21 protein-coding genes and 1 pseudogene are annotated in these 23,027 nt (G+C 59.9%); 7 read left to right on the top strand and 15 right to left on the bottom strand.

What is annotated here, in order from left to right; translation table 11 throughout:
- Window positions 1-5: 5 nt before the first annotated feature.
- The 3 genes from ACQ4OB_RS25765 to ACQ4OB_RS25755 form a co-directional block, all read right to left on the bottom strand.
- A complete protein-coding gene (locus ACQ4OB_RS25765) occupies window positions 6-176 on the bottom strand; it encodes a hypothetical protein (RefSeq protein WP_162842849.1) in 171 nt (56 codons plus the stop codon).
- A gap of 150 nt (window positions 177-326) precedes the next feature.
- Window positions 327-1,340 carry a zinc-binding alcohol dehydrogenase family protein gene (locus ACQ4OB_RS25760; RefSeq protein WP_430956706.1) on the bottom strand — a complete coding sequence of 338 codons (1,014 nt, stop codon included), beginning with the start codon at window positions 1,338-1,340 and terminating at the stop codon, window positions 327-329.
- 32 nt (window positions 1,341-1,372) lie between these two features.
- Window positions 1,373-1,666, bottom strand: coding sequence for a putative quinol monooxygenase (locus ACQ4OB_RS25755; RefSeq protein ID WP_430956705.1), 294 nt, complete (start codon window positions 1,664-1,666; stop codon window positions 1,373-1,375).
- 118 nt (window positions 1,667-1,784) lie between these two features.
- Here ACQ4OB_RS25755 and ACQ4OB_RS25750 point away from each other — a divergent pair, with 118 nt between their 5' ends.
- The 3 genes from ACQ4OB_RS25750 (at window position 1,785) to ACQ4OB_RS25740 (ending at window position 5,268) form a co-directional block, all read left to right on the top strand.
- Window positions 1,785-2,714, top strand: coding sequence for a LysR family transcriptional regulator (locus ACQ4OB_RS25750; RefSeq protein WP_074873520.1), 930 nt, complete (start codon window positions 1,785-1,787; stop codon window positions 2,712-2,714).
- 315 nt (window positions 2,715-3,029) lie between these two features.
- A complete protein-coding gene (locus ACQ4OB_RS25745) occupies window positions 3,030-3,764 on the top strand; it encodes an ArsR/SmtB family transcription factor (protein ID WP_074873522.1) in 735 nt (244 codons plus the stop codon).
- 127 nt (window positions 3,765-3,891) lie between these two features.
- Window positions 3,892-5,268: an MFS transporter gene (locus ACQ4OB_RS25740; protein WP_074873524.1), complete on the top strand. Its 1,377-nt coding sequence runs from the start codon at window positions 3,892-3,894 to the stop codon at window positions 5,266-5,268.
- Window positions 5,269-5,383: 115 nt separating this feature from the next.
- Here the strand turns inward: ACQ4OB_RS25740 and ACQ4OB_RS25735 are convergent, their stop codons facing one another.
- The 3 genes and pseudogenes from ACQ4OB_RS25735 to ACQ4OB_RS25725 form a co-directional block, all read right to left on the bottom strand.
- Entirely contained in the window at window positions 5,384-6,337 is a 954-nt protein-coding gene (locus tag ACQ4OB_RS25735; RefSeq protein ID WP_076028753.1) for an adenosine deaminase, read from the bottom strand.
- An 82-nt stretch (window positions 6,338-6,419) separates the two neighbouring features.
- Window positions 6,420-7,384: pseudogene (locus tag ACQ4OB_RS25730) on the bottom strand (2-oxoglutarate and iron-dependent oxygenase domain-containing protein).
- Window positions 7,385-7,519: 135 nt separating this feature from the next.
- A complete protein-coding gene (locus ACQ4OB_RS25725) occupies window positions 7,520-8,602 on the bottom strand; it encodes a BMP family ABC transporter substrate-binding protein (protein ID WP_076028751.1) in 1,083 nt (360 codons plus the stop codon).
- A gap of 297 nt (window positions 8,603-8,899) precedes the next feature.
- Between ACQ4OB_RS25725 and ACQ4OB_RS25720 the strand changes: the two genes are divergently transcribed.
- Window positions 8,900-9,988, top strand: a complete 1,089-nt coding sequence (locus ACQ4OB_RS25720) for a calcium:proton antiporter (protein WP_102615720.1) — start codon at window positions 8,900-8,902, stop codon at window positions 9,986-9,988.
- Between the two features lie 50 nt (window positions 9,989-10,038).
- Here the strand turns inward: ACQ4OB_RS25720 and ACQ4OB_RS25715 are convergent, their stop codons facing one another.
- The 3 genes from ACQ4OB_RS25715 to ACQ4OB_RS25705 form a co-directional block, all read right to left on the bottom strand.
- A complete protein-coding gene (locus tag ACQ4OB_RS25715) occupies window positions 10,039-11,397 on the bottom strand; it encodes an 8-oxoguanine deaminase (RefSeq protein ID WP_102615721.1) in 1,359 nt (452 codons plus the stop codon).
- A gap of 274 nt (window positions 11,398-11,671) precedes the next feature.
- Entirely contained in the window at window positions 11,672-12,358 is a 687-nt protein-coding gene (locus tag ACQ4OB_RS25710; RefSeq protein WP_111449140.1) for an SDR family oxidoreductase, read from the bottom strand.
- A 25-nt stretch (window positions 12,359-12,383) separates the two neighbouring features.
- Window positions 12,384-12,734 carry a MerR family transcriptional regulator gene (locus ACQ4OB_RS25705; protein WP_076031504.1) on the bottom strand — a complete coding sequence of 117 codons (351 nt, stop codon included), beginning with the start codon at window positions 12,732-12,734 and terminating at the stop codon, window positions 12,384-12,386.
- An 82-nt stretch (window positions 12,735-12,816) separates the two neighbouring features.
- Here ACQ4OB_RS25705 and ACQ4OB_RS25700 point away from each other — a divergent pair, with 82 nt between their 5' ends.
- The gene (locus ACQ4OB_RS25700; RefSeq protein ID WP_430956704.1) at window positions 12,817-13,263 is read left to right on the top strand and encodes a hypothetical protein; all 447 of its coding nucleotides are present in this window, start codon (window positions 12,817-12,819) and stop codon (window positions 13,261-13,263) included.
- A gap of 60 nt (window positions 13,264-13,323) precedes the next feature.
- On the opposite strand, the gene ACQ4OB_RS25695 is transcribed toward ACQ4OB_RS25700, so the two are convergent.
- The 6 genes from ACQ4OB_RS25695 to ACQ4OB_RS25670 all read right to left on the bottom strand — a co-directional run bounded on the left by ACQ4OB_RS25695 (window position 13,324) and on the right by ACQ4OB_RS25670 (window position 19,803).
- Entirely contained in the window at window positions 13,324-14,250 is a 927-nt protein-coding gene (locus tag ACQ4OB_RS25695) for an ABC transporter permease (RefSeq protein ID WP_430956703.1), read from the bottom strand.
- A complete protein-coding gene (locus ACQ4OB_RS25690; protein WP_074873542.1) occupies window positions 14,250-15,356 on the bottom strand; it encodes an ABC transporter permease in 1,107 nt (368 codons plus the stop codon). The genes ACQ4OB_RS25695 and ACQ4OB_RS25690 overlap by 1 nt, the downstream gene beginning before the upstream one ends.
- Window positions 15,357-15,367: 11 nt before the next feature.
- Window positions 15,368-16,933 carry an ABC transporter ATP-binding protein gene (locus ACQ4OB_RS25685; protein WP_430956702.1) on the bottom strand — a complete coding sequence of 522 codons (1,566 nt, stop codon included), beginning with the start codon at window positions 16,931-16,933 and terminating at the stop codon, window positions 15,368-15,370.
- 531 nt (window positions 16,934-17,464) lie between these two features.
- Window positions 17,465-18,046: an IMPACT family protein gene (locus tag ACQ4OB_RS25680; RefSeq protein ID WP_430956701.1), complete on the bottom strand. Its 582-nt coding sequence runs from the start codon at window positions 18,044-18,046 to the stop codon at window positions 17,465-17,467.
- 7 nt (window positions 18,047-18,053) lie between these two features.
- A complete protein-coding gene (locus ACQ4OB_RS25675; protein WP_102615727.1) occupies window positions 18,054-18,704 on the bottom strand; it encodes a TetR/AcrR family transcriptional regulator in 651 nt (216 codons plus the stop codon).
- Window positions 18,705-18,882: 178 nt separating this feature from the next.
- Complete coding sequence (locus tag ACQ4OB_RS25670) at window positions 18,883-19,803, bottom strand: LysR family transcriptional regulator (protein ID WP_074873550.1); 921 nt, start codon at window positions 19,801-19,803, stop codon at window positions 18,883-18,885.
- 140 nt (window positions 19,804-19,943) lie between these two features.
- On the opposite strand from ACQ4OB_RS25670, the gene ACQ4OB_RS25665 reads away from it, so the two are divergent.
- Complete coding sequence (locus tag ACQ4OB_RS25665; protein ID WP_076028743.1) at window positions 19,944-21,293, top strand: aspartate aminotransferase family protein; 1,350 nt, start codon at window positions 19,944-19,946, stop codon at window positions 21,291-21,293.
- A 65-nt stretch (window positions 21,294-21,358) separates the two neighbouring features.
- Window positions 21,359-22,852: a CoA-acylating methylmalonate-semialdehyde dehydrogenase gene (locus ACQ4OB_RS25660; protein ID WP_074873554.1), complete on the top strand. Its 1,494-nt coding sequence runs from the start codon at window positions 21,359-21,361 to the stop codon at window positions 22,850-22,852.
- Window positions 22,853-23,027 lie beyond the last annotated feature (175 nt).

Below are 23,027 nucleotides of genomic sequence, written 5' to 3'. Positions count from 1 at the left end.
CGGACTCAGCCAGCGGCACGCTGCTGGTGGTCAATAATTTGATGAGGTGCTTGTAGTCGCGCTTCGAGGGTACGGGTGAAGGCGCGGGCTTCGGCTTCGCTGCGGAACGTCACGGTGTGTTGGTCAAGACGGACTTGCCACTGGGATTTTGCCAATTCTTTTATCAGGATCTTCATTGCTGATCTCTCCTCTCGTAAAACACGCTACGTAAAAGATTGTGCCGCAGAGGTTTCGATTGTAGACCCGAATACGATCGCAATTGTGACAACGGTCAACTCTCTGACTGACGGTGTCGCCCATCAGGGCGACAACTGTGTCAGTTTGTTTCAGAACCCTTCGAGCACAATCTTGCCCTTGGATTTGCCGCTTTCCAGCAGCTCATGGGCGCGACGCAGGTTCGCCGCGTTGATGGTTCCGAAATGCTCGCCGACCGTGGTTTTCAGTGTCCCGGCGTCGATCAGCTCAGCCACGCGGTTGAGCAATTTGTGCTGCTCGATCATGTCCGCGGTTTCAAACAGCGAGCGGGTGTACATGAACTCCCAGTGCAGGGACAGGCTCTTGCGCTTGAGTTTGGTCACATCCAGCGCCTTCGGATCATCGATCAAGGCCAGTTTGCCTTGCGGCGCCAGCGCCTCGACCAACTGGTCCAGGTGGTGATCGGTCTGGGTCAGGCTGGCGACGTGGGTCACCTGATCGACACCCGCGCGTTTGAGCTCTTCGCTCAACGGCTGGCTGTGATCGATCACCAGGTCGGCACCCAGCTCACGAACCCAACTCTGGGTTTGCGGGCGGGAAGCGGTGCCGATGACTTTCAGCCCGGTCAGCTGGCTGGCCAGTTGCGTAAGAATCGACCCCACACCGCCAGCGGCACCGACGATCAAAAGGCTCTGGCCTTCATCGGTTTTGCCTTCACGCACCTGCAGGCGTTCGAAGAGCAATTCCCAAGCGGTGATAGCCGTCAGCGGCAGCGCGGCAGCTTCGGCGAAACCGAGGGTTTTCGGCATATGGCCGACGATCCGCTCATCGACCACGTGCAGTTCGCTGTTGCCGCCCGCGCGGGCGATGGAGCCGGCGTAGAAAACTTTGTCGCCGGCCTTGAACAGCGTCACTTTACTGCCGACGGCCTTGACCACACCGGCCACGTCCCAGCCCAGCACTTTCGCCGCGCCCGCTTCGGGCTGTACGTTCTGGCGGACCTTGGTGTCCACCGGGTTCACCGAGATGGCTTTGACTTCCACCAACAGGTCACGCGGGCCGGCAACCGGTTCTGGCAGGTCGATGTCTTGCAGAGAGTTTGAGTCGCTGATGGGCAACGAGGCGTAGTAGGCAATGGCTTTCATACTGGCTCCTGAGAAGTCATAAAGAAGTCGGGTCAGACGATGGAGCGCAGGCGCTTGAGGTCGAAGTGTTCGAGAAAGTCGCCAGCCTTGGCGCGGAAGTTCTGGATGTGCGCGCTGTCGTCATGGGCCTGCAGGGCTTCGTCACTGCTCCATTTTTCGATCATGTAGAAGGCAAGAGGATTGGCGAGGTCCTGGTGCAAGTCGTATTGACCGCAACCGTCCTCGGCGCGGGTCGGTTCCAGCAGCGCCCGCAGGTGCTGTTCGAGGGCGTCCTGCTGGCCGGGTTTGGCGATGAGGGTGGCGATGGCGGTAAAAGGCTGGGACATGTTCGACTCCGGGAATGGGATGAATGGATGGGTGGGATGATTAGCTATTTCTCTGCAAGATAAAACCCGCTAAAAGAGCAGTCTCTTTCAATAATTTTTTGATAATCGAGGCTGAACAATGCTGCGTTTCGATGACTTGCAGTTATTTGTCCGGGCGGCGGACCTGGGCAGTCTGTCAGCGGCGGCGCGCGGGATGGACATGTCGGCGGCGGTAGCCAGTGCGGCGTTGAAACGCATCGAACAGCAACTCGGCGCCCGGTTGCTCGCCCGTTCTACCCGCAGCCTGCGGCTGACCGCCGAAGGCGAGGGGTTTCTCGAATACGCTCGGGCAGCCTTGAGCAATCTGGATGAGGGTCGTCGCTTATTGGCCAGCGGTCAGGACCAGGTCAGTGGGATTTTGCAGCTGTCGGCGCCTTCGGACTTTGGCCGCAACCTGCTGCTGCCCTGGCTGGACGAGTTCCAGCGAGAGCATCCCAAGCTTACGGTGCGTTTGCTGCTGGGCGATCGTATCGCCGACCTGTTCCGCCAACCGGTGGACATTGCCCTGCGTTACGGCGAGCCGGAAGACTCAAGCCTGGTGGCGCTACCCATCGCCCCGCAGAACCGCCGCGTCCTTTGTGCCGCCCCGAGTTACCTGGCCCGGCACGGCGAGCCACGGCAACTGGAACAACTGGCTCAGCACAACTGCCTGCTGTTCATGCTCGGCAGCCGGGTCCACGATCATTGGAGTTTCCACGACGGCAAACGCGAGATCAGCCTGACCGTCAGCGGCGATCGTTTCAGCGATGATGCCGATGTCGTGCGTCTGTGGGCAGTGGCAGGTGCCGGGATCGCCTACAAATCCTGGCTCGATGTCGCCGCCGATGTGCTGGCCGGTCGGTTGCAAGTGCTCATGCCGGAACTGCTCTGTGAGCGCGCCCCGCTGAATTTGTTGTGCGCCCATCGCGCACAATTGAGTAAGCCGGTGAACCTTTTACGGGAAATGCTTGCCAGTCGTTGCGCCAGCTTGAGTAGCCGATTTCCGACGTTGTCGGGCATCGATCATTAGTCGCAGGCAAATAGCGAAATTTCACTCAGGAACTATCACCACCAATGGTTTCCCAAGGGCAGGAACCGGCGGTTAACCCGCATATACTAGCGCTCGCCTCATGTACGCACCGTCGATCTCGCAATGGCGAGTCACGTCCGAGTCAGCCAGGCCCCGTGGTCAATCGCCGCGGCTTTGCGAAACCTGCGAGCAATGGCCTCTGCGATTGATCGGCTTTGCCCGGTTTATGGCGGTTTCCTCGGCTTGGCCGACGACACATTACTGGTCAAGATGTCTCTGAGCAGTAGACGAAACGATTCAACAGGGAGTGAATACATGGAACATGCACCTTGCATCAGCCAGATCGCCACATTGCTGGCTGACCCAAAGCGCAGCGCAATGATGTGGGCCTTGATGGACGGCTCGGCACGGCAAACCGAGGAGCTGGCCTTGTTGGCCGGCCTGTCACCGTCTTCGGCCAGTGCGCATCTGGGGCGCTTGTCCGCCGGAGGTCTGTTGAAAGTCGAATTCCGCGGGCGCAAGCGGTTCTTCCGCCTTGCCGCGCCTGAAGTGGGGGCTGCAATAGAGGCTCTGGCCAGCGCCACCCTGGCCAGCAAGCCTCGGGAAATCCCGGATGTTTTCAAACGCACCTCACCGATCGCCAAACCTCAGGCAGCGCCTTCGTCACTCTTGCGCGCCAGGCTTTGCGACGACCATTTGGGCGGCACCCTTGCCGCCGATCTTTACCAGCGTCTGCTGGATGCAGGCTGGATCGAACAGTTCGATCAGCGGGTCATGATCACTCACAAAGGCGCCACGCAATTGGCGACGCGCGGTGTGTTCATCCAGGCGCTGGCTCATCGCAACAGCCGGGTCGCCTGCGCTTGTCCGGACTGGAGCGAAAGACGCCCGCACATGGGCGGATCACTGGGGGCTGCGTTGCTGCAATTGTTCATGCAGTCAGGCTGGCTGAGCCTGCCCAACGATTCGCGAGCCTTGCAGATCACCGCCGCGGGGCAACGTGAAATCCATCGGTTCGCCAAGGAAACCGAGCTGGAAATGGCCTTGTAGACGCATCGAGATCGACGCCCGAAGCTGCGGGCGTCGCTCAGAGCTGCGAACAGGTCGCATCCAGCAGTAACCCCCAGCAGCTATCGCGCACACTCGTCCGGGGACTTTCGGATTGAGGGGGTGTGGCATGGAAACACAAGGCTTTAGCGCAGCAGAACGACTGGAACGGCTGCCCATCAGCGGTTATCACCGGATCATTTTCATCATCATTGCCTTGGCGTTTTTCTTCGACTCCATGGACCTGGCGATGATGACCTTCCTGCTCGGCTCGATCAAAACCGAGTTTGGCCTGAGCACGGCACAGGCCGGGTTGCTGGCCAGTTCGAGCTTTTTCGGCATGGTCGTGGGGGCATCACTGTCCGGCATGCTGGCCGACCGTTTCGGGCGCAAACCGGTGTTTCAGTGGAGCATCGTGCTGTGGGGGATCGCCAGCTACCTGTGCTCCACGGCGCAGAACGTCGAGACGCTGACGTTGTTCCGAATCCTGCTGGGGATCGGCATGGGCATGGAGTTTCCCATCGCTCAGTCGATGCTCTCGGAGCTGATTCCTGCCAAACGACGTGGGCGCTACATCGCGTTGATGGACGGTTTCTGGCCGCTGGGCTTCGTCGCCGCCGGCGTACTGTCGTACTTCCTGCTGCCGATAATTGGCTGGCGGGACATCTTCCTGGTGTTGGCGGTGCCGGCGGTGTTTGTCCTGGCGATTCGCTTTTTCATTCCCGAATCACCGCGCTGGTTGGAACAGGCCGGGCATCATGACGTGGCGGACAAGGTTTTGCTGCGCATCGAAGATCGGGTCCGGGCATCGCTGGGATGTTCGCAGCTGCCTGAGCCGATCCGCCTGCCGAGAGCCGCGAGTACGCCGGGCCATTTCTTTTCCGCGTTGCGGCAGATCTGGTCGCCGCTGTACCGCCAGCGCACGATGATGATCTGGAGCGTCTGGTTCTTCGCTTTGCTGGGGTTCTATGGCCTGACGTCCTGGCTCAGTGCCTTGCTGCAGCAGTCAGGTTTTGCCGTGACCCAGTCGGTGTATTACACGGTGCTGATTTCCCTTGGCGGGATTCCCGGTTTCCTGATGGCCGCCTGGCTGGTGGAACGTTGGGGACGTAAACCGGTGTGCGTGGTGACGTTACTCGGCGGCGGGGTGATGGCGTTTCTGTATGGTCAGAGCGCGGTGTTTGGCGGCAACGTCAGCCTGTTGATCACATCCGGGCTACTGATGCAGTTTTTCCTGTTCGGCATGTGGGCGGTGCTTTACACCTACACACCGGAGTTGTACCCGACATCGGCGCGGGCCACGGGCTCGGGGTTTGCGTCGGCAATTGGTCGCGTGGGTTCGTTGCTCGGACCAATGGTGACCGGGCTGGTGTTCCCGATGACCGGGCAGGGCGGGGTGTTTGCGCTGGGGGCGATGTGTTTTGCGATTGCGGCAGGGGTGGTGTGGGTGTTCGGGATGGAGACCCGGGGCAAGACACTGGAAGAATTAAGTGAGGCGGTTGCTTGATGATCGTTCCCACGCTCCGCGTGGGGGAATGCAGCCCGGGACGCTCTGCGTCCCAAGAGCGGACGCAGAGCGTCCGGTGAGGCATTCCCACGCAGAGCGTGGGAACGATCAATTACTACGGTTTCACCAACCGGGCATCCAGGCTGTTCTGCGCCAAACGCTTGGCCTGATCCTGGGTCATGCCCAGATCGGTATACAGCGCGTGGAAGTTCTCGGTGACATAACCGCCGAAGTACGCCGGGTCATCCGAGTTCACGGTCACTTTCACGCCACGTTCGAGCATGTCGAGAATGTTGTGCTGTGACATGTGATCGAACACGCAGAGCTTGGTGTTCGACAACGGGCACACGGTCAGCGGGATTTGCTCGTCGATGATCCGCTGCATCAAACGCTCGTCTTCGATGGCGCGCACGCCATGGTCGATGCGCTGCACTTTCAGCAGATCAAGGGCTTCCCAGATGTACTCGGGCGGACCTTCTTCACCGGCGTGAGCAACGGTCAGGAAGCCTTCGTGACGGGCGCGATCGAACACGCGCTGGAACTTGCTCGGTGGGTGACCCATTTCCGAACTGTCCAGACCGACCGCCACAAACGCATCACGGAACGGCAGCGCCTGGTCGAGGGTTTTCTCGGCTTCTTCTTCGCTCAAGTGGCGCAGGAAACTCAGGATCAAACCGCTGGTGATGCCCAGTTGCTGTTCGCCATCCTTCAACGCGGCGGCGATGCCATTGAGCACCACTTCGAACGGCACACCACGGTCGGTGTGGGTCTGCGGGTCGAAGAACGGTTCGGTGTGAATCACGTTCTGCGCCTTGCAGCGCAACAGGTAAGCCCAGGTCAGGTCGTAGAAATCCTGAGACGTGCGCAACACGTCGGCACCCTGGTAATACAGGTCGAGAAACTCTTGCAGGTTGTTGAAGGCATAGGCCTTGCGCAGGGTTTCGACGTCGCTCCACGGCAGGGCGATCTTGTTGCGTTCGGCCAGGGCGAACAGCAACTCAGGCTCCAGCGAACCCTCAAGGTGCAGGTGCAGTTCTGCCTTGGGCAGGGCGTTCAGCCAGTCGTACATAGTCTTTTCTCATCAGGTGCAGATGGCGAGCATTCTACAGATGCTCGTGGAAACAATTAGCAAAACCTGACCAGCCGGTTCATCACAGCGCTTCCTGTTGCCGTCGATAGGCGTAGGTATCGGCGAAGCGCGAGAGCAGGAATTCAGCGCAGGTGGTGGCCGGATACTTTGTCGGGTGCCGTTCATCCTGACAGCCGGGCAGGCATTCGATGACGTGTCGGGGTGCGGTTCGGCAAAAAATGGCATCGAGTAACGGTCCACCCCCAGCGGGCTGATCACCCGGTGCGGCGTCGACCGGTAACGGTCGTTGCTCCAGCGCGCCATCATGTCGCCGAGGTTGACCACAAACGTGCCGTCGATCGGCGGTGCATCGATCCATTCGCCGTTAACGTTGCGCACTTGCAGGCCGCCGGCGGCATCTTGATACAGCAGGGTGATACAACCGTAATCGGTGTGGGCGCCAGCGCCTTGTTGCGCTTCGGAGCTGGCGGTGTGGCGCGGTGGGTAATGAATCATCCGCAACACGCTGACCGGTTCAACGAAGCGGCTGTCGAAAAAATCGCGCTCGATACCCAGTGCCACAGTCATGGCCCGTAACAGGGTTTGTGCCAAGGCTTGCATGTCGACGTAGTGCTGCTCCATCAACGACTCCCAGCCGGGCATCGACGGATGACGGTTGGGGCCGCGCAGCGGTTTTTCCGCCAGCACGTCGGGGTGATCGACCGGCAAGTGCAGGCCCATGTCGAAGGTTTCTTTCAGGTCGCTGGGTTTGCTCGGGTCGAGTTGTTCGGTGGCGATGGCGCCGTAACCGCGGTGGTGACGGGTTTGGGTGATGTCGATCCTGAGTTTTTCGGCGGCGGGCAGGGCGAAGAAACGTTGGGCGCTGTCGAGCACGGCATTAATGCGCGCGGCGCTGATCGGGTGACCCTTGATGTAGAAGAAGCCCCACTCGCGACAGGCGTGGTCGATTTGCGTGGCGATTGATTGCCAGGCGGAGGGGGCATCGCTGTAGAGCGGGGCGATGTCGATGATCGGGAGCGGGTTCATTTTGCAGTCTCTATAACGATCGTTCCCACGCTCCGCGTGGGAATGCAGCCCGGGACGCTCCGCGTCCCAAAAGCGGACGCAGAGCGTCCATTGAGGCATTCCCACGCAGAGCGTGGGAACGATCAGGGCGGGGAGCTACTTAGGAATGTCGGCCTTCATGCCTTCAACGTAGTAGTTCATCGATGCCAGCTCCGCATTGCTCGCCGTCGCGCCCACCGCAATCTTCTCGACGCCGGCCTGATCCTTGATCGGTCCGGTGAACGGGTGGAAAGCACCGCTCTTGATGTCGGCAATGATCTGCTCCGCCTCGGCTTTCACGGGCGCCGGCACCAGATCGCTCATCGGTAACTCAACCGTGCCTTCCTTCAATCCGCCCCAGTAATCCTGCGATTTCCACAGGTGATCGAGCACGCTTTGGGTCGCCTGAATGTAGTGCGGCGCCCAGTCGTTGACGATGGACGTCAGCACCGCCTTCGGCCCGAAGTGCGCCATGTCCGAAGCGTAGCCCACGGCATACACGCCGCGTCGTTCAGCTGCCTGGATCGGCGCCGGGCTGTCGGTGTGCTGGAACACCACGTCCACGCCCTGATCGATCAACGCATTGGCGGCATCGGCCTCTTTGCCCGGATCGAACCAGGAGTTGACCCACACCACTTTGATTTCGGTGCCCGGGTTGTACTTGTTCAGAGCCAGTTGAATGGCGTTGATGTCGCGGATCACTTCCGGGATCGGGAATGAGGCAACGTAGCCGATCTTCTTGGTCTTGGTCATCTTCGCCGCGAGGAAACCGCCGACGTAGCGACCTTCATACGTGCGGGCCAGGTAGGTGCCGAGGTTCTTGTCCTGTTTGTAGCCGGTGGCGTGTTCGAAGGTCACCTTGGGAAATTGCTTGGCGACTTTCAGGGTCGGGTTCATGTAGCCGAAGGACGTGGTGAAGACCAGGTCGTATTTGTCCTTGGCCATATTGCGGATCACCCGCTCGGCGTCGGCACCTTCGGCGACGTTCTCCACGTAGTTGGTGGTGATTTGATCGCCGAATTTTTCCGCCAGCGCCTTGCGCCCCTGTTCATGCTGATACGTCCAGCCGTGATCGCCAATCGGACCGATGTAGACGAAGCCGACTTTCAGCGGGTCGGCGGCGCTGGCGGTCAGGCTGGCGCTCAGACCGATGGCCGCGGCGACGGCGCCAAGCAGCTTCTTCAACGGACGTTTGTGCATGAATTCGAACTCCATGTTGTTGTGAGGTTGGCAGGGCAATGCAAATTGCTGACCAACAAGACAACTAAAGGATCGAGATCGCGTAACGGCCATCGCGAGCAGGCTCGCTCCCACATGATTTGCACAGATCATGTGGGAGCGAGCCTGCTCGCGATGAGGCCCTTGAGGCCGATAAAAGTGCATGGCCTGACACGGCTGCCATCCACTGGTGCGCTAAGGTGTAACGAAACGTTAGCGCCGCCCCACAGTCAGTAGCTCATCACCCTGGTTTCGCTTCACCTGGCAAAAAGGCCCGCAATGCTCACACTCCTCAAGCAAGAAAAGTTTCTGTTGTTGGCCGTGATCGCCGCCGCCGTCGCCTACCCGCTGGAGCACTGGATGCTGCACAGCGGCCAGCCCATCGCGCTGACCGCCGGCCTGGTGCTGATTGCCTTCATCGTCGTTGCCTCCATGCGCGTTGCTCATCACGCCGAACTGCTTGCGGAAAAAGTCGGTGACCCTTACGGCACGATGATCCTGACCCTGGCCGCCGTGCTGGTGGAAGTGGTGATCCTGGCGATCATGATGAGCAACGAGGCTTCGCCGACCCTGGTACGCGACACGATCTATTCGGCGGTGATGCTCGACATCAACGGCATCCTCGGCCTCGCTGCGTTGATGGGTGGGCTCAAGCACGGCGAACAGTCCTACAACGACGACTCGGCCCGCAGTTACAGCGTGATGATCCTCACCGCCATGGGCGTTTCCATGGTGGTGCCGGAGTTCATTCCCGAGGCTCGCTGGAAACTCTATTCGGCGTTCACCATTGGTGCGATGGTCGTGCTCTACACCCTGTTCCTGCGCATGCAGGTCGGGCCGCACAGTTATTTCTTCAGCTACAGCTACCCGGAAAAGCGCCGCAAGAAAGTCTCGGAACAAGAACCTGAACCGGTCAATCTGGGGCTGAGCATTGGGACATTGGTGTTCGGCGTGGTGGTGATCGGCGCATTGGCCGAGGTAATGTCCAAGACCCTCGATCTGGGCCTCGAAGGGACGGGCGCACCGCCGGTGATCACGGCAATCCTGGTGGCGGCAATCTCGGCGGCGCCGGAAATCCTGACCGCGTTACGGGCGGCACTGGCCAACCGCATGCAGTCGGTGGTCAATATCGCCATGGGCGCATCGCTGTCGACGGTGATCCTGACCGTGCCGGTGATGGAAGCGATGGCGCTCTATACCGGCCAGCCGTTCCAGATGGCGATGACCCCGGTGCAGACCGTGATGATCTTCCTCACCCTGATCGTCAGCGCGATCAACCTCAATGATGGCGAAACCAACGCCATCGAAGGCATGACCCACTTTGTGCTGTTTGCGACGTTCATCATGTTGTCGCTGCTGGGCCTGTAGTTGATGGGTGATCGTTCCCACGCAGAGCGTGGGAACGATCAGGTGGTGGATTAGGTACCGGCGATGAGTTGCCGAGCGGCCTGGCTGTGATCGGCAATCAACCCCTTCAAATCCAGCCCCTCCACCTGTCCATCAATCACCCGCCATTTGCCGCCAATCATCACCCGATCCGCCCGGTCAGCGCCGCACAGCAGCAATGCCGACACCGGATCATGACTGCCGGAGAACCGCAGCTCATCAAGCTTGAACAGCGCCAGGTCCGCTTGCTTGCCCACCGCCAGTTCTCCGATATCAGTACGCCCGAGCAAACTCGCCGAACCCTTGGTCGCCCAACCCAAAACCAGTTCCGGCGTGATTTTCTCGGCGCCATAACGCAGCCGCTGGATGTACAGCGCCTGACGGGTTTCCAGCATCATGTTCGAGGCATCGTTGGATGCCGAACCGTCCACACCCAAGCCCAGCAACGCACCCGCAGCCGTCAGGTCCAGCGTTGGGCAAATGCCGGAAGCCAGGCGCATGTTCGAACTCGGGCAATGGCAAATGCCGGTGCCGGCGGCGCCGAGGCGAGCGATTTCGTCCGGGTTGAAGTGAATGCCGTGAGCCAGCCAGGTGCGCGGGCCGAGCCAGCCGACGCTGTCGAGGTAGTCCACGGTGCGCAGGCCGAAGCGTTGCAGGCAGAAATCTTCTTCGTCGAGGGTTTCGGCCAGATGAGTGTGCAGGCGCACGTCGAGTTTGTTCGCCAGTTCGGCGCTGGCGGACATGATTTGCGGGGTCACCGAAAACGGCGAGCAGGGCGCGAGGGCGATCTGGATTTGCGCACCGTCGCCACGCTCGTGGTATTCGGCGATCAAGCGTTGGCTGTCGGCGAGGATCACTTCGCCTTCCTGCACGGTTTGCTGCGGCGGCAAGCCGCCGTCCTTTTCGCCGAGGCTCATGGAACCGCGCGTCAACATGGCGCGCATGCCCAGTTCGCGAACGCTTTCGACCTGTACATCGATCGCATTTTCCAGGCCTTGCGGAAACAGGTAATGGTGATCGGCCGCGGTGGTGCAGCCGGACAGCAGCAACTCGGCCAACGCAACTTTGCTGGCGAGGGCGAGTTTTTCAGGGGTGAGGCGGGCCCAGACCGGATAGAGGGTTTTCAGCCACGGGAACAACGGCTGATTGACCACCGGCGCCCAGGCGCGGGTCAGGGTTTGATAGAAGTGGTGATGGGTGTTGATCAGCCCCGGCAGGATCACATGCTCGCGGGCATCGAAGACTTGTCCACAGGGCGCGGAAGGTTGCTGGCCGGCGGCGAGCACTTCAACAATTAAACCGTCTTGCAGCACCAGGCCGCCACGGGCATCGAGGCCATTGGCAGTGAAGATCGCGAGGGGATTTTTTAACCAGGTACGGGTCGCAGGCATGTTGGCCGGCTCCTCTGAAAGTGGGGTTCAGGTTAGCCAGCTCAGTGATTACCCTGTCTGCTGATCCAGGGTCGCCGCGGGGGCGAGGTGCGGAGTTTCAAACAAATCCAGCCGGCGGGCAAGCCTCGCCCGACCATATGATGCAAAACCCCGATGTGGAATGAGTTCCTGTGGGAGCGAGCCTGCTCGCGAAAGCGGTGTGTCAGCCAACAACAATGTTGAATGTACTGCCGCCTTCGCGAGCAGGCTCGCTCCCACAGGAGGGCGGTGGTGGTTACCAGGGAATGGTTTCACCCCGGTAATTCACAAAATGATGCCCGCCCTTGCCGGTATACGCATTCACCTGGTCGACCAACCCGCGCGTACTGGTGTCCACATCGATGTCGGCGCCTTCACCGCCCATGTCGGTCTTCACCCAACCCGGATGCAGCGACAACACGGTGAGTTTCTGCTCGCCCAACTGAGTGACGAAGCTGTTGGTCATCGAGTTCAGCGCTGCTTTGCTCGCTTTGTACAACGCCAGCTCCGGCGCATCCGGCATGGTCACGCTGCCCAGCACCGAACTCATGAACGCCAGCACGCCGCTGTCCGGACGAATCTGCCCGACAAAGCGTTGAGCCAGATTGATCGGCGCCACCGCATTGGTGAAGAACAGTTGCCCGACTTCGGCCAGGGTCGCGCCGCCCGGCGTTTGAACGTCCGGGCCTTTGACCCCGGCATTCACGAACAACAGGTCGAACACTTCGCCCTTGAGCTGCTGGCTCAGAGCGATGACCGCTTGCTGATCGTCCATGTCGAGTTTTTCGATCCGCACCTTGCCCAAGGCTTGCAAGGCTTCGGCATTCTGCGGGTTGCGCACGGTGGCGGTGACCTGCCAGCCGTCGGCCAGCAGGGTTTTTACCAGACCGAGGCCCAGGCCCCGGGAGGCGCCGATGATGAGTGCGGTTTTTGCCGTAGACATAAGTGGCTTCCTTGATAAATGAGGATCACGGATTCAATGGACAACGTTGACCGAGCCGTTGCTGCAACTCCTGACGCAGCGCGCCGAGTTCGTCGATTCGGGTTTCGATCAGTTTGAGTTTGTCTTGCAGCAATTGCGTGACGGCGCTGTCGGGATCGGGCGACTGCGATATCGCGGCGACGCTGTTGCCGATTTCGCCGAGGGTAAAGCCCAATCGCTGAGCGGTCTTGATGTACTGCACCAGTTGCACCATGTCCGCCGGGTAGTCGCGATAACCGTTGGCGCTGCGTTGTGCCGCAATCAATCCGCGTTGCTCGTAGAAACGCAGCGTGTCGCGGCTGACGGCGCTGGCCTGGGCTAATTCACCGATGCGCATCATGACTTCTCTAGAGGGCTTGACCCTGGAGCATACTCCAGGCTTTAGCCTTGTTGCTCCCTGATTTTCTGGAGCAAAACGGATGTGGACTTCAACGCAATATCGCCGGTTGGTGAAGGGTAGTGCCTGGTATGACTTGATCGTGACGGCAGCGTTTGTCACGCCGTGGAGCTTTGCGGCGTTGCATGGCGTTTTGTTGAGTGTGAGCCAGGCGCTCAATTTGTCCGGCGAGTTGCCGACGTTTGAGCCGATGCACATGCTGATGGCCAATCTGTTGGGGTCGATTGTCTGCGTGTGGGCGGTGCTGCGGATTCGTGATCCGCAGCAGGTGTATGGGCGGTATGACGCGGTGGGCAGGTTTCTGTTTTCGGCTTGGCTGCTCTATGCCTTGCTCCATGGCGCCAGTTCGCTGTTGGTGATTTTTCTGGTCTTTGAATTGGCGTGGGGCGTAGCTCAGGTGTTGCCAGTGCGGACGTCATCGCGAGCAGGCTCATTCCCACAGGGGATCCGTGTCGACCCGCAATCCTGAGTTAAACCCGTACTACTGTGGGAGTGAGCCTGCTCGCGATGAGGCCGGTGCAGACAACCGCTAATGCCCGGCCTGCCACGGTTTCCCCAACGACACCGGCGCATACAACCGCGTACGCAGCGCATCTCGCGACAGCAGCACCAACACCACAATGGTCGCGACATACGGCAGCATCGCCAACAGACTCGACGGAATCGCCAGCCCCAACCCCTGCGCCACCAGATGCAGGATGCTGGCGAGCCCGAACAGATACGCCCCCAGCAGCAATCGCCACACCCGCCAACTGGCAAACACCACCAGTGCCAGGGCGATCCAGCCACGCCCGGCGCTCATGTTCTCCGCCCACATCGGCGTATAGGCCAACGACAAATAAGCCCCGGCCAATCCAGCCATCGCCCCGCCAAACAGCACCGCCAGCGTGCGCACGCCCAAAACTGGCAAACCCATCGCGCTGGCTGCATCCGGGTTTTCGCCGACCGCCTGAATGATCAGCCCGACGCGACTTTTCACCATCACCCAGGCCACCAGCGCAAACAGCGCGAACGACAGATACACCAACAGATCCTGCGCAAACAGCATCCGTCCGATCAGCGGGATGTCGCTCAAAAAAGGAATCGCCACCGGCTCAAAACCTGCCAGCGGTTTACCGACCCACGCCGCGCCGACAAAGGTCGACAGGCCCACGCCGAAGATCGTCAGCGCCAACCCGGTGGCCACCTGATTGGCGTTGAACACCAGCGCCACCAACGCAAACAACGACGACAACAGCATCCCGGCAAGCATCGCCAACAACACGCCGAGCCACAGGTTGCCGCTGTTCAGCGCAACGATAAAACCGATCACCGCCCCAAACAGCATCATCCCTTCCTGGCCGAGGTTCAGAACTCCGCTCTTCTCGCAGATCAGCTCACCGAGTGCCACCAACAGCAGCGGCGTACCGCAGCGGACCATGGCGTAGAAAATATTGCTCAGCAGATCGATATCCATCACAGCGCTCCTGCGTGTACGGCGGTGGCTGGTGCACGACGGGTCCAGCGCAGGTTCAAGCGCGGTCGGTAGAGAATCAGCACGTCACTGGCCAGCAGGAAAAACAGCATCATGCCCTGGAACAATTGGGTGATTGCTTGCGGCAGATTCATGCTCATCTGCGCGCTCTCGCCGCCGAGGTACAGCAGCGCCATCAGCAGACTGGAAAACAGAATACCGATGGGATTGAGTCGCCCGAGAAACGCCACGGTGATCGCCGCATAGCCGTAACCGGGCGAGACTTGCGGCACCAATTGGCCGATCGGCCCGGTGACTTCGCACACCCCGGCCAGCCCCGCCAATCCTCCGCTGATCAACAGCGCCAGCCAGATCAGCCGTTTCTCGCGAAAGCCGACGAACCCCGCTGCGCGCTTGTCCAGCCCGAGGACTTTGATCTGGAAACCGATAAAGCTTTTCTGCAGCAACACCCACACCGCGACCAACGCGAGCAAGGCGAAATACACGCCGACGTGAACCCGACCATCCTCCATCAGCAGCGGCAAACGGCTGGCATCGCCGAACATTGCGGACTCGGGAAAGTTGAACCCGGCGGGATCCTTCAACGGTCCATGCACACAAAACAACAGCAGGTTCAGGGCGATGTAATTGAGCATGATGCTGGTGAGGATTTCATTGGCATTGAAACGCGTACGCAACCACGCTGTCAGTCCGGCCCATGCGGCACCGGCCAGGGTGCCGACGAGCAGGATCAGCACCAGCGCCCAGCGGCTTTGCATGCCGATGATATTCACCGCCAGCGCACTGCCGGCCAGCGCGCCAAGCAGCAACTGACCTTCGGCGCCGATGTTCCAGATCCGCGCCTGGTACGCCACCGCCAGCCCCAACGCGCAGAGCAAAATCGGCAGCGCTTTGACCAGCAACTCGGAGACGCCATACAAGTCGCTGATCGGCGCGATGAGCAACGTGTGCAAGGTCAGTAACGGGTCATGCCCCAGCGCGATAAACAGCAGCGAGCCACAGCCCAACGTCAGGACAGCCGCCAGCAATGGCGAGCACCACAGCATCAGGCGCGATTGCTGGCCACGGGGTTCGAGAGAAAGCAGCATGTGAATCTCCGTTAAACCGTTGCGGGTGCGAGTGATTGAGGGGCGTCGAACTGGCCGGCCATCCAGCCGCCGACATCGATCAGGCGCGTGTCGACCGTGGCCTTGAGCGGCGACAATCGACCGCTGCACAACGCGCCGAGGCGGTCGCTGATCTGGAACAGTTCGTCGAGGTCTTCGCCGATCACCAGGATCGCCGCGCCAGCGTCGCGCAAGGCAATCAGCGCCCGGTGAATGGTCGCGGCGGCGCCGACGTCCACGCCCCAGGTCGGGTGCGCGGCCACCAGCAGTTTCGGTTGTTGGAGAATTTCGCGGCCGAGGATGAATTTCTGCAAGTTGCCGCCAGACAGGCTGCGGGCCGGTGTCTGGCTATCGGGTGTCTTGACCCCGAAGCGGCGGATGATTTCTTCGGCCAGCGCTTCGACCTTGCCACGCTGGATCAGGCCGTTGCTGACCAGCCCCTGTTGAAACGCAGTCAGCAGAGCGTTGTCCGACAGGCTCAGGTCCGGCACCGCGCCATGGCCCAGACGTTCAGCGGGGACGTAGGCCAGGCCCAGTTTGCGCCGTGCATCCGGGCGCAAGTGCGCCACCGGTTGCCCGCCGAAACTGATCGTTGCGCCATCGTTGCGGCCGAGCTGTTCTTCGCCGCTGAGCAGGGCCAGCAACTCATCCTGACCGTTGCCCGCGACCCCGGCGATGCCGACGATCTCGCCACTGCGTACTTCAAGCTCGATGTCCTTCAGCGAACAGCCGAAGGGATCGGGGTTGTGCCAGGACAGTCCCGTCACATTCAGGAATGCATTAGCGCCAGTGACTTTCGGATAGTCCGTAATCAGCGCAGCGGCTTCGCCAACCATCAACTGCGCCAGTTGCCGATCCGAACACTCGACCGGCACGCAATGCCCGGCCACCCGACCGCCGCGCAACACCGTGGCGCTGTGACACAACGCGCGAACTTCACCGAGTTTGTGGCTGATAAACAGAATGCTGCAGCCTTCGCCGGAGAGTCGGCGCAAGGTGACGAACAAATCGTCGGCTTCCTGCGGAGTCAGCACCGAAGTTGGCTCATCGAGAATCAGCAGGCGGATGTCCTGCATCAGGCAACGAATGATTTCCACCCGCTGGCGTTCGCCGATCGACAGGCTGTGGACAAGTCGCTCCGGCTCCAGCGCCATGCCGTAGCGCCGGGAAACTTCACGAATCCTTGGCTCAAGCTGTTTCGGTGTACCCGCCGCCGCGCCCATCGCCAAGGCAATGTTCTGCGCCACGCTCAACGTCTCGAACAGCGAGAAATGCTGGAACACCATGCCGATTCCCAGCCCCCGAGCCTGAGCCGGGTTGCGCAGGGTCAGGCGTTGTCCTTGCCAGATCATCTCGCCCGAGTCCGCGTGGGTGACGCCGTAGATGATCTTCATCAACGTACTTTTACCCGCGCCGTTTTCGCCGAGCAGGGCGTGGATTTCACCGGGTGCAATGCTCAGGTCGATGGCATCGTTGGCCAGGCAACCGGGGTAGCGCTTGCTGATGTTGCGCAGTTGCAGGCGAGGTGTTGGATCGGAGATCGGCACGGGGTTGGGCATGACAGGCTCGGGTCGATAGAAGTGATGTCTGTGGATAAAGCAATTTCCTGGCCATTGAGTCAGGAAAAATCAAATGCGCTACAGATAAAGGCTTTGAGGACGACACCCCGCCCTATGTCGATCCCGCACCAGGCACCACTTGAGGGCAACGCCGTTGATCAGGCTCCGGTTTTGCACAAGGCGTTTGGTCAAAAAACAAGCAACCGGCGCCAAGCCATGCCGGACATGGGGCGGCGACAGCCATGAACGGGTTATCCACAGATTGCTCCACAGTATTTGTGCGCAAGCCCGAAGCTCGGGCATAAGCACCGTGTGGCTTTCTTCTAAAGGTGATAAACCGCGTTAACTGATTGTTTTTACGTGGATTTATCATTTTCGATGGCGGATTGGACGAAAAGTGAGCAAAGCCCGCAAAGCCGCATGACAGAAGGGTTACAGCCGAGTGTGCTCAGGTTATCCACAGCCGGGTGCACAGTAGATGTGGGCAAATGCACCGGTTCGACGAAAGGGCGGTGAACGTTGTTGGTGCGATTAGTGCTGCAACAAAATGCGTCCGCGGCTCAAATCTGCCAGCTGCGTTTGCAGGGTATCGATCTGGCTTTCGCCGATCGCCAATTGCAGCTCTACGCCGTTGGCCGTGAACGTTTCTTCCACGACCAAACCACCCAGTTCCACCACCCGAAGCTTCACCAGCGGCAACTCTGCAAAAGCACAGGCACAACTCACCGGCACCCGACTGATCAGTTCAACCTTCGCCGCCGCTTGCAGGCACTTGTTGGCGCCGCCGCCATACGCCCGGGCGAGGCCACCGGTGCCGAGTTGAATGCCGCCATACCAACGAATCACCAGCACCGCGACCTGATCGCAATCCTGCGCGTCGATCGCCGCCAGAATCGGTCGGCCAGCGGTGCCGCCGGGCTCGCCGTCGTCAGTGCTGCGGTATTGGTCGCCAAGCTTCCAGGCCCAGCAATTGTGCGAGGCATTCAAATCGCTGTGCTGTTCGATGAACGCCTGGGCTTCAGCAGGGCTGCTGATTGGCGCGGCGAAAGTGACGAAGCGGCTTTTGCGAATCTCTTCGCGGTACTCGCAAAAACCGCTGAGGGTAAAAGGCATAAGTGTCTTAGATCGTTGGCGTCAGGCCGCAGCCTTTGAGAATGATGCGGATCAGGTTGTTGCCCGCGTCTTCCATGTCTTGCTTGGTCAACTTGGTGCGACCGGTGACACGGCAGATCTGCGTGGCGAAATCGGCGTAATGCTGCGTGCTGCCCCACAACAGGAAGATCAGGTTAACCGGGTCGACCGGGTCCATTTTGCCGGCGTCGATCCAGGCTTGGAACACGCCCGCCCGACCCTGGAACCACGCGCGATAGTCTTGATTGAAATATTCGGTCAGGCATTCGCCGCCGCTGATCACCTCCATCGCGAAGATCCGCGAGGCTTGTGGCTGACGACGGGAGAATTCCATCTTGGCGCGGATGTAGCGAGTCAGCGCTTCGGCCGGATCATCCTCGGCGGTCAGGGTGTTGAACGTGCTGTCCCACAACTGGAGGATGTTGCTCAACACCGCCACGTACAAACCGAGTTTGTTGGTGAAGTAATAATGCAGGTTCGCCTTGGGCAACCCGGCATTCAGGGCGATGGTGTTCATGCTGGTGCCTTTGAACCCGTGACGGGCGAACTCGTCTTCGGCGGCTTTGATGATGGTCTCTTCGTTCTTCTGACGAATGCGGCTGGCAGGTTTGCCGCCGTGAGCGGGGACTTCAAAGGTCATAGGCACTTCCGAACAAGTGAGTGGGTGCAACCAGAGCGTTGATAGCGCACCCATGGGCATCAGACAAGTCCTGACGCAATAAAACTGTGGGAGCGAGCCTGCTCGCGAAGGCGGCGGGTCAGCTGTAGAAGTATCGACTGATATGCCCTCTTCGCGAGCAGGCTCGCTCCCACATGTTTCAACGCGTCGCGGCCAGGCTTTCGAGAAAGCTTTCCAACACCAAATGCGGACGACGCCCCTTGCGCGTGACCGATGCGAGGCTCAGGTCATAAAACCGCACCTTTGGTTTCAGCGCACGCAATCGGCCTTGCTGCACCCAGAGGCTGGCGTAGTGGTCCGGCAGGTAACCGATGAAGTGTCCGGTCAGGATCAGGAACGCCATGCCTTCCCGGTCCGAGGCGCTGGCGGTGCAATTGAGCGCCTGGTAATGGGCCTGGATTTCCGCGGGCAAACGGAAGGTCGGCGCGATGGCGTCCTGGCTATTGAGGCGCTCGTCATCCAGTTGTTTATCGTCGACATAAAACAACGGATGACCGACCGCGCAATACAGCAGCGAGCGTTCGCTATATAGCGGCTGATATTCCAGCCCCGACAGCGCGCTGGCCTGCGGCACCACGCCGACATGCAAACGACCGTCGAGCACGCCTTGTTCGACTTCATTGGGCGCGATCATGCGGATCTGAATCTGCACGTCCGGCCCGCGTTCCTTCAATTGCGCCAAGGCATGGGTGATGCGCATGTGGGGCAGGGTGACCAGGTTGTCGGTCAGGCCGATGGTCAATTCGCCGCGCAAATGTAGGTGCAGTCCGTTGACCTCAGTGCGGAAACTTTCCAGCGCGCTTAAGAGCTGCAACGCCGAGTGATAGACCTCGCGACCTTCTTCGGTCAGGGAAAACCCGGCTCGGCCGCGTTGGCACAAGCGCAAACCGAGGCGCTGTTCCAGATCACTCATTTGCTGGCTGATGGCCGAGCGGCCAATCCCCAGCACCGACTCCGCTGCCGAGAAGCCGCCGCACTCCACCACGCTGCGAAAGATCCGCAGCAGGCGGATATCAAAGTCACTGACTTGCGCCAGCGGATCGGGGCGACGGCTGCTCATGCTCAAAATACTCAAAGTTTAGTGGTTGGCTGACTGAACGTTAGAAGAGTTGGATTTCACCGACTTTATCCCCGTGGCAATTTAGCTGCAAGAACGCTTTTGATCTCTATGCCGCTTATTGCCCTGCGAGGTTTTGCCCAATGAACTTGCCTGAAAACAACCCGACTTCCCTGGCCAGCCAGCTCAAGCTCGATGCTCACTGGATGCCCTACACCGCCAACCGTAATTTCCAGCGCGATCCGCGACTGATTGTGGCGGCTGAAGGCAGTTGGCTGATTGATGACAAGGGGCGCAAGGTTTACGACTCGCTTTCCGGTTTGTGGACCTGCGGCGCCGGGCATACCCGCAAGGAAATTCAGGAAGCGGTCGCCAAGCAATTGGGCACCCTCGATTATTCGCCAGGCTTCCAGTACGGCCATCCGCTGTCGTTCCAGCTGGCTGAGAAAATCACCGACCTGACCCCGGGCAATCTCAATCATGTGTTCTTCACTGACTCGGGTTCCGAGTGCGCTGATACCGCAGTGAAGATGGTCCGCGCTTACTGGCGTCTGAAAGGCCAGGCCACCAAGACCAAAATGATCGGTCGTGCCCGTGGTTACCACGGTGTGAACATCGCCGGCACCAGCCTCGGCGGCGTGAACGGCAACCGCAAAATGTTCGGTCAGGCGATGATGGACGTCGATCACCTGCCGCACACCTTGCTGGCAAGCAACGCTTATTCCCGTGGCATGCCGGAGCAGGGCGGTATTGCACTGGCCGACGAACTGCTGAAGTTGATCGAGCTGCATGATGCTTCGAACATCGCCGCCGTATTCGTCGAGCCAATGGCCGGTTCAGCTGGCGTGCTGGTTCCGCCGCAGGGTTACCTCAAGCGTCTGCGTGAGATCTGCGATCAGCACAACATCCTGCTGGTGTTCGACGAAGTGATCACCGGTTTCGGCCGTACCGGTTCGATGTTCGGCGCCGACAGCTTCGGCGTGACCCCGGACCTGATGTGCATCGCCAAGCAAGTTACCAACGGCGCGATTCCGATGGGCGCAGTGATTGCCAGCTCCGAGATCTACCAGACCTTCATGAACCAGGCGACGCCGGAGTACGCGGTGGAATTCCCGCACGGCTACACCTATTCCGCGCACCCGGTGGCGTGCGCCGCTGGCCTGGCAGCACTCGACCTGCTGCAAAAGGAAAACCTGGTACAGAGCGTGGCCGAAGTCGCGCCGCATTTCGAAAATGCGCTGCACGGTCTTAAGGGCTCGAAAAACATCATCGATATTCGTAACTACGGCCTTGCCGGTGCGATCCAGATCGCACCGCGTGACGGCGACGCCATCGTGCGTCCGTTCGAAGCCGGCATGGCGTTGTGGAAAGCCGGGTTCTACGTGCGCTTCGGCGGCGACACCCTGCAGTTTGGCCCAACCTTCAACAGCAAGCCGCAAGACCTTGATCGTCTGTTCGACGCGGTCGGCGAAGTGCTGAACAAGATCGACTGATTTTTCCCTTCTATATAAAGGCGCCCGGTGACGGGCGCCTGTGGACAACTTTCCTGGAGCCCCGCATGAGCCTTATCCCGCATTTGATCAATGGCGAACTGGTGACCGAAGACGGTCGCACAGCTGACGTGTTCAACCCGTCCACCGGCAAGGCAATCCACAAGCTGCCATTGGCCAGTCGCGAAACCATTCAAAAAGCCATCGACTCGGCCAAGGCTGCATTCCCTGCATGGCGTAACACTCCGCCGGCCAAGCGTGCGCAGGTGATGTTCCGCTTCAAGCAATTGCTGGAGCAGAACGAGGCGCGTATCGCTCAGTTAATCAGCGAAGAGCACGGCAAGACATTGGAAGATGCTGCCGGTGAACTGAAACGCGGAATCGAGAACGTCGAGTTCGCTTGCGCCGCGCCGGAAATTCTCAAAGGCGAATACAGTCGTAACGTCGGCCCGAATATTGATGCCTGGTCGGACTTCCAGCCGCTGGGCGTGGTGGCTGGTATTACGCCGTTCAACTTCCCTGCCATGGTGCCGTTGTGGATGTATCCACTGGCGATCGTCTGCGGCAACTGCTTCATTCTCAAGCCTTCCGAGCGTGACCCAAGTTCGACGTTGTTGATTGCTCAACTGTTGATCGAGGCCGGTCTGCCTAAAGGTGTACTGAGTGTGGTGCACGGCGACAAGGCTGCGGTGGACGCGCTGATCGAAGCGCCGGAAGTCAAAGCGTTGAGCTTCGTTGGTTCGACGCCGATTGCCGAATACATCTACGCCGAAGGCACCAAGCGCGGCAAACGTGTTCAGGCACTGGGTGGCGCGAAGAACCACGCGGTGTTGATGCCGGATGCGGATCTGGATAACGCGGTCAGCGCATTGATGGGCGCGGCGTATGGTTCTTGTGGTGAACGTTGCATGGCGATCTCGGTGGCTGTGTGCGTCGGTGACCAGGTGGCGGATGCGCTGGTGGCCAAGTTGGTACCGCAAATCAAGGCACTGAAAATCGGTGCCGGTACTTCCTGCGGTCTGGACATGGGGCCGCTGGTTTCCGGTCAGGCTCGCGACAAAGTCAGTGGCTATATAGAAGACGGTGTTTCGGCGGGTGCTTCCTTGGTGGTCGATGGTCGTGGCCTGAGCGTGGCGGGTCATGAGGAAGGTTTCTTCCTGGGTGGCTGCCTGTTCGATAACGTCACACCAGAAATGCGCATCTATAAAGAAGAGATCTTCGGGCCGGTGCTGTGTGTTGTCCGGGTTAACAGCCTGGAAGAGGCGATGCAGCTGATCAACGATCACGAGTATGGCAACGGCACCTGCATCTTTACCCGTGATGGGGAGGCGGCGCGGTTGTTCTGCGACGAGATCGAAGTCGGTATGGTCGGCGTTAACGTACCGCTGCCGGTACCGGTGGCTTATCACAGCTTTGGCGGCTGGAAGCGCTCGCTGTTCGGCGACTTGCATGCGTATGGTCCGGATGGCGTGCGTTTCTACACCCGTCGCAAGGCCATTACCCAGCGCTGGCCACAACGAGCGAGCCATGAAGCTTCGCAGTTCGCATTTCCTAGCTTGTAAGTAGAAGGGAAGAAGGCCGGCCCCTTGGGGCCGGCCTTTGCGTTTAAGGGGGTTTTTCACCTATATGACAGAATTGTGAAGATAGGTGTTGACGGCAGATCCTGGAAGTCTATAATTCGCCCCACTTCCGGCGCAGTCGAAACGGAAAACTCCTTGGTAAACAATGAGTTATGCG

It is taken from the genome of Pseudomonas sp. ES4 (assembly GCF_050586665.1).
GTDB classification, from domain to species: domain Bacteria; phylum Pseudomonadota; class Gammaproteobacteria; order Pseudomonadales; family Pseudomonadaceae; genus Aquipseudomonas; species Aquipseudomonas frederiksbergensis.
This window is presented reverse-complemented; position numbering and strand designations above follow the sequence as displayed.